The organism is Pseudoblastomonas marina, from assembly GCF_034374265.1.
Lineage (GTDB): Bacteria > Pseudomonadota > Alphaproteobacteria > Sphingomonadales > Sphingomonadaceae > Alteriqipengyuania_A > Alteriqipengyuania_A marina.
The window spans coordinates 2,357,162-2,370,170 of the sequence record NZ_CP139718.1 but is presented as its reverse complement, the minus strand read 5'-3'; the positions used below and the strand labels follow the sequence as shown (position 1 = coordinate 2,370,170).

Below are 13,009 nucleotides of genomic sequence, written 5' to 3'. Positions count from 1 at the left end.
CCATGTCGATCGACCAGATTCCCCGCACCGCCTACAATGAAGACCACGAGGCGTTCCGCGAGACCGTCCGCCGCTTCATGAAAGAGGAAATCGCGCCCAATCGCGCGCAATGGGCAAAGGATAAGATCGTCCCGCGAGAAATCTGGCCCAAGGCGGGCGAACTCGGCATGCTGTGCCCGACCGTTCCGGAAGAATATGGCGGACTGGGGCTCGATTTCGGCTACAACGCGATCGTCGACGAGGAAGGCTCCTACACCGGTGGCGCGGCCACCGGTTTCTCGCTCCAGTCGGACATCGTCTGCAACTACCTGATCGCCTACGGCTCCGAAGAGCAGAAGAAGAAGTGGCTCCCGCGGATGGTTTCGGGCGAAACCATCACCGCGATCGCGATGACCGAGCCCGGCGTCGGCTCCGACCTGCAGGCCATCACCACCACCGCGAAGAAGGACGGCAATCACTACGTCGTCAACGGCTCGAAAACCTACATCACCAATGGCCAGAACGCCGACCTCGTGCTCGTCTGCGCCAAGACCGACCCTGATGCCGAGCCCGGCTGGAAGGGTGTCAGCATCATCCTTGTCGAGGCTGATCGCGAAGGCTTCGAGCGCGGGCGCAATCTCGACAAGATCGGGATGGACGAGGCCGACACCTCGGAACTGTTCTTCAACGACGTGCGCGTTCCGATCACCAATTGCCTGGGCGAGGAAGGCAAGGGCTTCATCTACCTGATGAGCGAACTGCCGCAGGAACGCCTGTCGATCGCGATCAGCGCGCAGGCGGCCTCGCAGCGGGTGTTCGACGACACGGTCGAGTTCGTCCGCGAGCGCAAAGCGTTCGGCAAGCCGGTGCTAAATTTCCAGAACACCCGTTTCACGCTGGCCGACATCAAGACCAAGCTACAGGTCGGCTGGGCACATCTCGACTGGGCGCTGGCGCGCCACCTGAAGAAGGAACTGACACCCGAAGAGGGCGCTGCGGCCAAGCTGTGGCACACCGAGCTGCAATGGGAGATCGTCGACAAGTGCCTGCAGCTACACGGTGGCGCCGGCTACATGAACGAATATCCGATCGCCCGGGCATGGCGCAGCGCGCGCGTGACGCGGATCTTCGGAGGGACCAACGAGATCATGAAGGAGTTGATCGGACGGGGCCTCTGAGCGCCCTGGCGCAAATGATTTAGATCGCGTCCGCCAGTATCGCGGCGAGACGCTCGATTCCCGCGCGGTCTTCGTCGTCGAAGCGCGCCGGGCTCGGGCTGTCGAGATCGATCACGGCGATGACTTCGCCACCCCGGACAACCGGCACGACCAGCTCTGACTTGGTCTCGCCGTCGCAAGCGATGTGTCCGGGAAAGGCGTGGACGTCGGCAACAAGTTGCGTCGCGCGACTTTCGGCCGCTGCGCCGCAGACCCCCTGGCCGACCGGAATCCGGATACAGGCCGGCTTGCCGACGAACGGGCCGAGCACGAGCTCGCGCCGACCATCGCCTCCGACCATGCGGTAGAAACCGGTCCAGTTCACATCCGGCAGGAACTGCCACAGCAGCGCCGCGACATTGGCCATGTTGGCGACCGGGTCGGGCTCGCCCGCCACCAGCGCTTTCGCGGCCGACAGCAGGTCGTCGTAGAGCACCGCCTTGGGCGCATCGGGATCGGTCTGGAAATCGTACATGGGGCGGGAGGTAGGTGCGGTTTTCGTTGCCGCCAAGGGGCGGGCTGATTATCCCTGTCCCATGCTCAAGAAAATCGGCATCGGCCTGCTCGTCATCCTACTGATCCTCGTCGCCTTCGGCGCGTATCTCTATCGCGGCAATCCCGCCGATCTTTCGACCGAGGCGACAGAAGGCACCGACCCAACCATCGCCGAACCCGAAGCCGAGCGCTTTCCCACCGTCGCCATTGCCGAACCGGTGGGCTGGCCCGACGATGCGACGCCCGAAGCGGCCGAGGGGCTGACGGTCCAGCGCTTCGCGGTCGGCCTCGACCATCCGCGCACGATGATCGTGCTCCCCAATGGCGACGTGCTGGTCGCCGAGACCAGTTCGCCGCCGCGCGAGATGGGCGGGATCGAGGGTTTCATCGCCAAGCTGCTGTTCAGTCGTGCGGGCGCGGCGGTGCCGAGCGCGAACCGCATCAGCCTGTTGCGCGATGCCGATGGCGACGGGGTGGCCGAAGCGAAGTCTACCTTGCTCACCGAAGGGCTCGAATCACCTTCCGGCATGGCGTGGCGCGACGGCGTGCTGTTCGTCGCCAACCATGACGAACTGCTCGCCTTCCCGATGCCTGAAGGCGCGACCGAAATCACCGAGGAGCCGACCAAGCTGATGGACCTGCCCGCCGCGGGCAATCACTGGATGCGCAACGTGCTGCTCTCGCCCGACGGGTCGAAGGTCTATGTCGCGGTCGGCTCGGCCTCGAACATCGGCGAGAACGGGATGGAGGTCGAAGAGGGCCGCGCGACGATCTGGGAGTACAATCTGGAGACCAACCGCCAGCGCATGTGGGCCGGTGGCCTGCGCAACCCTAACGGGATGGATTGGAACCCGGCCTCGGGCGAAATGTGGACCGTGGTCAACGAGCGCGACATGCTCGGCGGCGATCTCGTGCCCGATTATCTCACCAACGTCCCGGTGGGCGCGCAGTATGGTTGGCCGTGGCTCTATTGGGGCGACAATGTCGATTCCCGCGTCGACGCGCCGCGGCCGCGTTTTCTCGCCGAGTACACCCGCAAGCCCGAATACGCGCTCGGCGCGCACACCGCCCCGCTGGGAATGGTTTTCGCGCGCGGCGGGGAGCGGCTGGGCTCCCGCTATGCCAACGGCGCTTTCGTCGCGCGCCACGGCTCGTGGAACCGCAAGCCGCCCGCCGGGTACGACGTGGTCTTCGTGCCGTTCGACGAGCGCGGCAACCCTCTGGGCAAGCCGCTCGAAATCCTCACCGGGTTCCTGACGGGGGACGGGAAAACCTATGGCCGTCCGACCTGGGTTGCGATTGACGCCAATGGCGGCCTGCTGGTGACCGACGACACGGCAGGTATCGTCTGGCGGGTAATTTCGCCGTCGGCCGAGCCGTCGCCGACGGTCGAGCCGCTCAAGCGCGCGACCACGCCCACGCGCAGCCTGCGCGGCAGCTCGGCCACGTTCCAGTCCGATGGAATCCGGCAGGATGCGGTGCGCGCCGCGCCGAAGAACTAGGCGAGCAGCGTCTCGGTGGGGATGGCATAGAGCCCTTTCGCCCCGGCCTGCGCCGATGCCTTGAGCCCGCGCGCCTCGGGAACGATCCGGTCGAGGAAGAAACGCACGGTCGCCCGTTTGCGCGCGGCGAAAGCGGTGTCGTCCCCCTCCAGTGCCTCGCGCTGGCGCAGCAATTGCCACCCGGCCACCGCGATCGCACCCATCTCGGTGAAGGGCACGCTCCCTGCGAGGCGATCATCGAGGCTCGCTTCGCTCGCCATCCAGCGCCCGGTCGCTTCGCAGGCCTCGGCCAGATCGGCGAGGTTCGATCCGTCACCAGCTTCGCTCGCGATCTGCTGCATCAGAGCGAACAGCACCTCGCCATTCGCCATGCCGAGCTTGCGGGTGACGAGATCGGCGGCCTGGATCCCGTTGGTGCCCTCGTAGATCGGGGCGATCCGCGCATCGCGATAATGTTGTGCCGCGCCGGTTTCCTCGACGAATCCCATCCCGCCGTGGACCTGCACGCCGATACTGGCGATCTCGACCCCGGCATCGGTTCCCCAGGCCTTGAGCATCGGCACGCAGAGGTCGGCGCGCGCCTGCGCATCTGCGTCGCCCAGCGTGCCGCGATCGACTTGCCCGGCGGTGTAATAAAGCAGTGCGCGCACGCCCTCGGTCAACGCGCGCATACGCAGCAACATGCGCCGCACGTCGGGATGCTCGACGATCGCCACCGGCTTCTTGTCCGGCGCGCCCGCACGCGCCGACTGGATCCGTTCGGCAGCGTAAGCGGTCGCCTGCTGCAGCGCGCGCTCACCGATCTGGACGCCCTGGTTGCCGACATTGATGCGCGCATTGTTCATCATCGTGAACATCGCCGCGAGCCCGCGATTCTCCGCGCCGACCAGCTCGCCGACGCATTCATCGTTGTCGCCATAGCTCATCACGCAGGTGGGCGAGGCGTGGATGCCGAGCTTATGCTCGAGACTGACCGCGCGCAGGTCGTTTCTCGCGCCCAGCGATCCATCGCCCTTCACATGGTATTTGGGGACGACGAACATCGAGATGCCGCGGCTGCCTTCGGGCGCGTCGGGTGTCCGCGCCAGGACGAGATGGACGATGTTCTCGGCCAGTTCGTGATCGCCCCAGGTGATGTAGATCTTCTGGCCCCTGATGCGCCACTTGCCGGCGTGTTCGCCTTCAGTGATCGGGTGCGCGGTGGTGCGCAGCGCGCCGAGATCCGAGCCGGCCTGGGGTTCGGTCAGGTTCATGGTGCCCGACCATGCGCCGGCCACCAGCTTGGGCAGGTAACGGTCCTTCTGTTCCTGCGAGCCGTGCGCGTCGAGCGCCTCGATCGCCCCGACCGATAGCATCGGCAGCAGGTTGAACGCCATGTTCGCGGTGCCGAGATTCTCGAGCACGTTGCACGAGAGCGTGAAGGGCAGTCCCTGGCCGCCGTAATCGACCGGCCCGTCGATCGCGTTCCAGCCCTGCTCGACATAGTGCTCGTACGCTTCCTCGAAGCCTTCGGGCAGGCGGACGACGCCATTCTCGAGCTTCGCGCCCTCGAGGTCGCCGGGCCGGTTGAGCGGCGCCCATTCGCCGGCCGCGAACTGGCCTATCCCCTCGGCGATCGCCTCCACCATGTCGGGAGTCGCCGCCTCGAAACGTTTCCTTTGCGCCAGCTCCTCGATCCCGGCGCACACGCGCATCGCGAAAACCTGTTCCTGGGTGGGCGGGGTATAATTCATGCCTGTATCCTTTTGGCGGGATTCCGCTGGCGTTTCTTACGGGTCAGATATAGCCGCGAGCCATGGCCAGCAAGGACGCTACGGAAACGGTGAGGGCGGACGCGGCGGGAATCGCGCGCGCGGCCGAAATCCTTCGCGAAGGCGGGCTGGTCGCGGTACCCACCGAGACCGTCTACGGCCTGGCGGCGCGAGCCGACAGCGCCGAGGCGGTGGCGCGGATCTACGAGGCGAAGGGGCGGCCGAGCTTCAACCCTCTGATCGTGCATGTCTCCGGGCGCCGCGAAGCCGAGCGACTGGCGACACTGCCGGCCGCGACCGACGTGGTGATGGAGCAGTGCTGGCCCGGTCCGCTGACCCTCGTTTGCCCGCTCCGGGCCGATGCGAACCTGGCCCCGGCGGTGACCGCGGGCCTGCCGACCGTGGCGCTGCGCTGTCCTTCGCATCCGGTCATGCAGGCGCTGCTGGCCGCATGCGACTTCCCGCTTGCCGCGCCCTCGGCCAATCGCAGCGGCTTCGTCAGCCCGACCAGCGCGGCGCATGTGCTCGCGACGCTCGACGGACGGATCGATGCGGTCCTCGACGATGGGAAGAAGTGCGAGGCGGGAATCGAATCGACCATCCTCGCGATCCGCGACAGCGGGGCCTGGGACGAATTGCGCCCTGGCCCGGTCGACCTCGAGGGGTTGTACCGATTTCTGTGGCCGCGCCCCGAACCGCGCATCGGCCAGGGCGATAGTGGGATCGAGGCGCCCGGTCAGCTATCGAGTCATTACGCCCCGGGAAAGCCCGTCAGGTTGAATGCCGAGCAGGCCGAAGCGGGTGAATTCCTGATTGGATTCGGGCCGGTCGAAGGCGACGTGACCTTGTCGAAGGACGGCGACCTCACCGAAGCCGCATCGCGGCTGTATGCGTGCCTGCATGTCGCTGCGCACTCGAACCGTTCGGGTATTGCGGTTGCGCCCGTGCCCGAGACGGGAATCGGGCGTGCCATCAACGACCGGCTGCGGCGCGCGGCAGCCTAGTCGGGCTCGACGGGAATCGTCGGTCGGAGTGCCTCCATCTCGTTCCATGTCGCGCGGGCCTTGGCGCATTTCTTGGCATCGCCCTCATCGCATTTGCGCAATTGCTTGGCATAGTCCCGCTCGAGCTTGCCGAGCCGCTCCTGCGCTTGCGCAGCTCGCGGCCGCGCTTCTCCTCCTTTTCCGCCTGGCTCTCGGTCAGGAGGTCGACCGTCCCCGCCGCGACCTTGACCGGCGCGGTAACGACATCGGCGACGATACAGCCGGATAGCAAAAAGGCCGCAGAGGCGGCCGCGATCGATGGGCGAATCATGGGAAACCCTCCGCGCATCGGCATAGCGCGGAGGGTCTTGATCACAGCTTAATCGTCCGTTTTGGGAGCCTCGGGCGCCTCCGGGGCAGCAGGGCCTTCCGGTGCTTCGGCTGCCTCCGCCGCTCGCGGGGCGGCGGGACCGTCACCCGGTTCGCACTTGAGCGTGCCCGAACCGACCGACTTGATCGTGCATTTGGCCGATCCGCGCACGGTCACGTCGCCCGATCCGACGACTTTTGCCTCGACCGTACCGTCCGACGCGAAGGTCGCGCTACCCGATCCGGCGATATCGACCTCGGCGGTTTCGGCCTTGAGCCCGGCCATGTCGCCCCTGCCCGATCCGGCGATCTTCAGCCGGAGGTCCTGCACGTTGCCGGAGGCGGCATAGTCGCCCGACCCTGCGATCTTCACCTCGAGCTTCTTGCTATCGACGTTGCGCGTATCGGCGCGGCCGCTGCCCATGATCGCGACTTCTGCTTCGCGCGCGAGCTTGCCGGTTGTGACCGAGCCCGAGCCCATGATCGCGATCTTGGTCGGCGCAGGCATGGTAATCGCGATATCGACTGCGGTGCTGTTGCGCGAGCCGTTCTCGCGATGGACGCCCAGCGTACCGTCCTTGAGCACGAAACGAAGTTTCTCGATCTCGTCGGCATTGCCGCTGGGTTCGATCACCAGGCTATCGCCCTCGGTCAAGGTGACGCGATCGGGGCCCATCAGCAGGAATTCGGTCGGAGCCTCTCCGCTGGTGTCGAGTTCGGAGAGGGGCACGCCCTCTTCGTCGTTGATCCGGATCTCGCCGTTGCAGCCGGCCATCGCGCCCATCACCGCCATCGCGGCGATCGGGCCCATCATCTTCGCAAATTTCCCGAAACGCATAGGTCCTGCTCCTTCTCGCTGTGTGTTGGAGATGTAATACACAGCGACGGCAGATACAAGAAGGGCCGCATCGATCGCTCGACGCGGCCCTCGATTGGTTCGACGAACGACGAGTGCGCTTACGCGTCTTCCTCGTCATTGTTGTAATATTGCGGAGCGTGTTCGCGCAGGACGTCGAGGATCTTTTCGAGCGCCGTCGCCTCGTCGGTCTTTTCCATCGCGGCGAGTTCGCGCGCGAGGCGGCTCGAGGCGGCTTCGAAGATCTGCCGTTCGGAATAGCTCTGCTCGGGCTGGTCGTCCGGGCGGAACAGATCGCGCGTGACTTCGGCGATCAGCACGATCTCGCCCGAATTGATCTTGGCTTCGTATTCCTGGGCGCGGCGCGACCACATGGTGCGCTTGACCTTGGGCTTGCCCTTGAGCGTTTCCATCGCTTCCTTGAGCGTCTTGTCGCTCGAAAGCTTGCGCATGCCGATCGCCTCGACCTTGTTGGTCGGGACGCGGAGCGTCATCCGCTCCTTTTCGAACCGCAGGACGTAGAGTTCGAGCTGCATTCCGGCGATTTCTTCGCTCTGGAGCTCGATCACACGGCCGACGCCGTGCTTGGGATAAACGACGTAATCGCCGACATCGAAGGCGAGTGCCTCGCTGGCCATTCGGATTCCTTTCACTGGTGGGTGCGATCGCAAGGGGGGCGATTAGGCTGCATCGCGATGCAGCGAGCCACCGCCCCGGATCGGCGCCCTAAGTAAGCGAAACCGCCAGACGACCGGCAGGGCCGCGGGCGGTATGCGAGGCATTATAACGGATTCGCAACGAAATTGCGAGTCTTATGCGCGCCTTCGATCAATCGGCGCGTTTCAATCGCCTTCGCCGGGCTCGGGCGAGAAATATTTCTCGAACTTGCCCTCTTCGTCCTTGTGCTCGTCGGCATCGGCCGGAGCTTCGCGCGACTGGGTGATGTTCGGCCATTCGGCCGAGTACTTGGTGTTGATCTCGAGCATCTTCTCGAGCCCTTCCTCGGTATCGGGAAGGATCGCCTCGGCCGGGCATTCGGGCTCGCACACGCCGCAATCGATACATTCGCTGGGATTGATCACCAGCATGTTTTCGCCCTCGTAGAAACAGTCGACCGGGCACACCTCGACGCAATCCATGTATTTGCACTTGATGCAGTTCTCGGTGACGACATAGGTCATTGGGGCGTGTCTCCTCGGCCTCTTTGGTCGCTCGCTATGGCGGAATGCCCTTGCGCGTCAAGCTCGCGATAGCACGCACGTGCTTCGCCCGGTGGACCGCGCCGTTTGGGCAGGCAGGTAACCTCGACGATTCGCACCCCGTCAGGTGCCGGAAGCGTGATCACGTCGCCGAGCGCGACCTGGCGATGGGCGCGCAGCACGCGCTCTCCGTTGAGGCGCAGGATACCACTTGCAACGAGCGCTTGCGCCGCGCTGCGCGTCTTCGAGAGGCGCAGCGCGTGCAGCAGCTTGTCGATCCGCATGGGCGATAGTCAGGGCAGCAGCTTGCCCAGCTCGGCGAAGGGATTGCCGGGGACGGGACCGCGCGGTCTGCCCGACGGTTTTCCGGGCCGCGAGCCACCGCGCTTCCCGCCCCGCTTTCCCTGCGTACCATGGGCGGATGGCCCGCCGCGGCGCGGCTGCCAGCGCCAGCGCGGCTGCGCTGGCGGACCGAACGCCCCGTCTTCGAGCGGTATCACGTCCTTGGCCTTGAACCCGCCGGCGCGCATCAACTGGACGATCGTGTCGGAGGTCATCCCGGTGCTGATCGCGAGCGAGGGATCGAGGATGAACTGCTTGTCCTTCGCCTCGACCCGGGTCTTGTGCGCCTCGCGCAGGATCTTTTCCGCGCTGTCGAGCCGCAGCGCCTGCTTGCCGAACACGCGATAGCCGAGCGGAACGGGCTTGCTCGCCTCGCGCACCGGCTGCATCTCGTCGGCCAGCGGGGGCAGGCGGCGACCGGAAACGATGGCGAGTTCGCGCCACACCGCCAGCGCCTTGCGCTTGAGCATGGCGGGGTGGAAGAGATCGAGCGCACCGACCGTCACCCCGAGCCGCGAAAGCATCTTACGCTGCTCGGGATCGAGCGCATCGAGCCCGGAGCGCTCGCGCGGTAACATCCCGCCGCGTTCGGACAGCGCGACCAGCAAGGCGCGTAACTCGGACCCGGCATCGAAATTTTTCGCCGCCGAGGCCAGTTTTTCGAGCGGAGCGAGCGGCTCGATCCGCGCCGCGAGCCAATTCTCCAGCGCGCCCATCACCGCTGCCTTGGGTTCGTCGGGCACCAGCACGAGGTTGCGGTGCGGTAGGATGCGGGGCTTGAGCAAATCCTGCTGGATCTCGACCTGCGCGAGCGGGCGGTCGTCGACCACCAGCATTCCGTCGGCCAGCGCGACGGTATCGGGCGTTTCGGCGATCCGCGCGGCGAGCGCGCGGGCCTTGTCGCCCAGCAGGCGCGGCAGGTGTTTCTCCGCCGCGGCGTGCAGCATGCGGCTGTCCTCGGCGCTGGCCTCGGCATCGGCGCGGAACGTGAAGCCCTCGAGCCGGCCGAGCCGCTCCTGGTCCACCAGCACCACGTCGTCCGCAACGGTCACCGGCAGGCTGCTGCCGTCTTCGCCCATTTTCTTCATCAGCAGGCTCGTCCTTCGATTGACGAAACGTTCGGTCAGCCGCTCGTGTAGCGCATCCGACAGCCGGTCTTCCACCTCTCTGGCACGTGCGGACAGCGCATCGCGCTGTTCGACCCAGTCGGGGCGCTCGGCGATATAGGTCCAGCTGCGGATCGCGGCTATGCGCTGTTGCAGGGTGTCGATATCGCCATCGACGCGGTTCAATTCGTCGATCGCTTGCGCGGCGCGGCCCGCGGCGATCTTCCCGCCGCGCAATTCCTGCCATAGCCGCGCGACGAAGCGGGCATGATTGTCGACCCCGTAATTGCGGAAATCGGGCAGCGAGCATGCATGCCAGAAGCGCTCGACCTGGCGCGTCCCGCCGACCTGCCCGGCGATTGCAGGATCTTCGGCGAGCTTCTTGAGCACGGCGAGATCGATTGCCTCGGGCGGCTTCATCAGACCCGGTTCGTTCGGCGGAGCCTCGAGATCGTCGATCAGCGTTGCGAGATCGTCGTAGCCAGGATCGGGCTCGCGCCAAAACAGGCCGGTCAGCGGCGGGAAGCGATGCTCCTCGATCGCGGCGATCTCCGCCGGGTCGAATTCGAGTTCGCGCTTGCCGGTGCCGGCGATCGTCCCGAAAGTGCCATCGCGCTGGTGGCGGCCTGCGCGCCCGGCGATTTGCGACATTTCGGCGGTGGTCAGGCGCCGGCGGCGCACGCCGTCAAACTTGGTCAAGCCGGCAAAGGCGACATGATCGAGGTCGAGGTTCAACCCCATTCCGATCGCATCGGTCGCGACGAGGTAATCGACCTCGCCCGACTGGAAGAGATCGACCTGCGCGTTGCGGGTTCGGGGGCTGAGCGCGCCTGTTACTACCGCCGCGCCGCCGCGCAGCCGGCGTAGCATTTCAGCGGCGGCGTAGACCTCCTCGGCCGAGAACGCGACGACCGCCGAGCGCTTGGGCAGGCGCGAGACCTTCTTCGCCGGTGCGTGCGCGAGCGTCGAAAAGCGCGGGCGCCGCGTGATTTCGGTGCCGGGCAGGAGGCTCCGCACCATCGGCACGAGCGTTTCCGCGCCCAGGATCATGGTCTCCTCGCGCCCGCGCGTGCCGAGCAAATGCTTGGTGAAGACGTGCCCGCGTTCGCGATCGGCGCCCAGCTGTGCTTCGTCGAGCGCGAAGAAAGACCAATCGGCCTGCGTCGGCAGCGCTTCGGCGGTGCAGAGGAAATAGCGCGCCTTCTTGGGCACGATCCTCTCTTCGCCGGTGATCAGCGCGACTTCGCCGGGCGGCTTCAACCTGCACACCCGGTCGTAGACCTCGCGCGCGAGCAGGCGCAGCGGGAAGCCGATCGCCCCGCTCGAATGCGCGCACATGCGTTCGATCGCGAGATGCGTCTTGCCGGTATTCGTGGGTCCGAGGACCGCGTGGACTGGGGAAGCGACCATGTCGCGCCCTGCCTAGAGCCCCGCCGAGGGGTCCTGCAAGCGCGCGCAACCCTCGCTTCGTCGCATGCAAGATTCAATTAGGCGAAGATTAACTTTGTTTCGGGTAGTTTTCGTAGCAGACATCCGCCCTGACGGGCCGCGTCGATCACCGGCGAAAATCCGACGCGACAGACCATGGGGGTCCGCACATGTTCAAACCCGTGCCCGAGCACGAAGCAACGGGAACCGCGCGCGGCGGTGCGCCCACGCTCGGGATCGCCATGGCCATCGACGAGAGCGCAGACGCCAAGCGAGAATTTTCTCTCCCCGGTCCGCGTGCCTTGGCAGAACGGTACGAAGCCTGGCGCGTCGCGACCGGCGAGAAACTCGCCCGGTTCGATCTCGCCCCGGATCTCGGAAGCAATATCGGAAGTCGCAAGTGGCTGCGCGGGGCGGCGAGCCTCATCGGGCTCGCTGTCCTGGCATTTTCGCTCGGCCCCGACATCGACCCGATCAGCGCCGCCGCTCCTGCCGCGATCGACGACGTCGCGCGCGACGAATATCGCTCGATGATGATCATGCCGCTGGCCGAGGGCGGCGAAAGCGGGCGCGTGACCGGCGCGAGCCTCTCGGTCACCGCGCTCCCCAACACACCCGAACGCCCGACCATCGAACGCAGCCTCACCATGCCGCGCGGTGCCGGGCTTGCGGGGCTGCTGCGTCGCGCCGGGCTGCAGGACGGCGAGGCGAACCGCGCCGAGGACCTCGTCGCCGGGATCATGCCGCTGTCCGATATCGCCGCGGGCACGCAACTCGATCTCACGCTGGGCCGTCGCGCCAAGCCGGGTGCGCCGCGCCCGCTCGAGAACCTGACATTTCGCGCGCGCTTCGACCTGATCCTGGAATTGCAGCGAGGCGAGGATGGCGCGCTCGCGCTGGTGCAGCGACCGATCGCGGTCGACAAGACCCCCTTGCGCATCCGCGGCACGGTCGGCGAAGGCTTGTATCGTGCCGCCCGCGCCGCCGGTGCGCCGACCCGCGCGATCCGCGATTACCTTCGCCTGATGGGCGGCCGGGTCAGCCTCAACAGCGAGGTCGGCGCCGAGGATACGTTCGACATGGTGTTCGAATATTCGCGTGCCGCCACCGGCGAAACCCAACTTGGACGCCTCCTTTATGCCGGGCTCGAACGAACGAACGGCAAGGATATCGCACTGGTTCGTTACGGATCGCAGGACAAGTTCTTCGATTCGGACGGCAAAGGCGAAATCACTGGCGGATTGTCTCGCCCCACCAGTGGGCGCCAGACTTCGGGCTACGGCATGCGCCGTCACCCGATCCTCGGCTATCGCCGGATGCATGGCGGGCTCGATTTCGGCGGCGGTTACGGCGCGCCGATCTACGCCGTGACCGACGGGCGCGTGCGCTTTTCCGGGCGCAATGGCGGCTATGGCAACCAGGTGCGGCTGTCGCACCCGAACGGCCTATCCTCCAGCTATTCGCACATGAGCCGCGCCACGGTGCGCAGCGGCCAGCAGGTCAAGCGCGGGCAGGTGATCGGCTATATCGGTTCGACCGGGCTCTCGACCGGCCCGCACCTCCATTACGAGCTCTTCCAGGGTGGTCGCCGGGTCGATCCGCGCTCGGTGAAATATGTCCAGCAGGAGACGCTGGGCGGGCGGCAGCTTGACGACATGCGGCGCGAGATGGCGAGCCTGAAGCAGGTCGAGCCCGGTGCCGCGCTCGAGGATTTCGCTGCGGCCAATCCGGTGCAGGACGCGCCGCAGCGCGAAATCGACCGGATCGGCGCGGCCGAATAAT

The 13,009-nt window shown here is 66.2% G+C and carries 11 protein-coding genes; 4 read left to right on the top strand and 7 right to left on the bottom strand.

What is annotated here, in order from left to right:
- Nucleotides 1-2 precede the first annotated feature (2 nt).
- Entirely contained in the window at nucleotides 3-1,157 is a 1,155-nt protein-coding gene (locus T8S45_RS11745) for an acyl-CoA dehydrogenase family protein (protein ID WP_188642909.1), read from the top strand.
- A 19-nt stretch (nucleotides 1,158-1,176) separates the two neighbouring features.
- On the opposite strand, the gene T8S45_RS11740 is transcribed toward T8S45_RS11745, so the two are convergent.
- Nucleotides 1,177-1,671 (bottom strand): free L-methionine (R)-S-oxide reductase MsrC, encoded by a 495-nt coding sequence (locus T8S45_RS11740; RefSeq protein WP_188642908.1) that lies wholly within the window; start codon nucleotides 1,669-1,671, stop codon nucleotides 1,177-1,179.
- A gap of 61 nt (nucleotides 1,672-1,732) precedes the next feature.
- Here T8S45_RS11740 and T8S45_RS11735 point away from each other — a divergent pair, with 61 nt between their 5' ends.
- Entirely contained in the window at nucleotides 1,733-3,193 is a 1,461-nt protein-coding gene (locus T8S45_RS11735; RefSeq protein WP_322293870.1) for a PQQ-dependent sugar dehydrogenase, read from the top strand.
- Here T8S45_RS11735 and T8S45_RS11730 read toward each other — a convergent pair.
- Complete coding sequence (locus T8S45_RS11730; protein ID WP_322293869.1) at nucleotides 3,190-4,926, bottom strand: acyl-CoA dehydrogenase family protein; 1,737 nt, start codon at nucleotides 4,924-4,926, stop codon at nucleotides 3,190-3,192. The two genes, T8S45_RS11735 and T8S45_RS11730, sit on opposite strands and share 4 nt — an antisense overlap.
- Before the next feature lie 62 nt (nucleotides 4,927-4,988).
- Here T8S45_RS11730 and T8S45_RS11725 point away from each other — a divergent pair, with 62 nt between their 5' ends.
- Nucleotides 4,989-5,948 (top strand): L-threonylcarbamoyladenylate synthase, encoded by a 960-nt coding sequence (locus T8S45_RS11725; protein ID WP_322293868.1) that lies wholly within the window; start codon nucleotides 4,989-4,991, stop codon nucleotides 5,946-5,948.
- Between the two features lie 358 nt (nucleotides 5,949-6,306).
- Here the strand turns inward: T8S45_RS11725 and T8S45_RS11715 are convergent, their stop codons facing one another.
- The 5 genes from T8S45_RS11715 to T8S45_RS11695 all read right to left on the bottom strand — a co-directional run bounded on the left by T8S45_RS11715 (nucleotide 6,307) and on the right by T8S45_RS11695 (nucleotide 11,209).
- Entirely contained in the window at nucleotides 6,307-7,134 is an 828-nt protein-coding gene (locus tag T8S45_RS11715; protein ID WP_322293867.1) for a head GIN domain-containing protein, read from the bottom strand.
- A 119-nt stretch (nucleotides 7,135-7,253) separates the two neighbouring features.
- Entirely contained in the window at nucleotides 7,254-7,790 is a 537-nt protein-coding gene (locus T8S45_RS11710; protein ID WP_188642902.1) for a CarD family transcriptional regulator, read from the bottom strand.
- 204 nt (nucleotides 7,791-7,994) lie between these two features.
- Nucleotides 7,995-8,333: a ferredoxin FdxA gene (gene fdxA / locus T8S45_RS11705; RefSeq protein ID WP_188642901.1), complete on the bottom strand. Its 339-nt coding sequence runs from the start codon at nucleotides 8,331-8,333 to the stop codon at nucleotides 7,995-7,997.
- Nucleotides 8,330-8,635 (bottom strand): RNA-binding S4 domain-containing protein, encoded by a 306-nt coding sequence (locus T8S45_RS11700; RefSeq protein ID WP_188642900.1) that lies wholly within the window; start codon nucleotides 8,633-8,635, stop codon nucleotides 8,330-8,332. The genes fdxA and T8S45_RS11700 overlap by 4 nt, the downstream gene beginning before the upstream one ends.
- A gap of 9 nt (nucleotides 8,636-8,644) precedes the next feature.
- On the bottom strand, nucleotides 8,645-11,209 hold the full coding sequence (locus T8S45_RS11695; protein ID WP_322293866.1) for a helicase-related protein: 2,565 nt from the start codon (nucleotides 11,207-11,209) through the stop codon (nucleotides 8,645-8,647).
- 188 nt (nucleotides 11,210-11,397) lie between these two features.
- Between T8S45_RS11695 and T8S45_RS11690 the strand changes: the two genes are divergently transcribed.
- Entirely contained in the window at nucleotides 11,398-13,008 is a 1,611-nt protein-coding gene (locus tag T8S45_RS11690) for a M23 family metallopeptidase (RefSeq protein ID WP_322293865.1), read from the top strand.
- The last annotated feature ends 1 nt before the right edge of the window (nucleotide 13,009 follow it).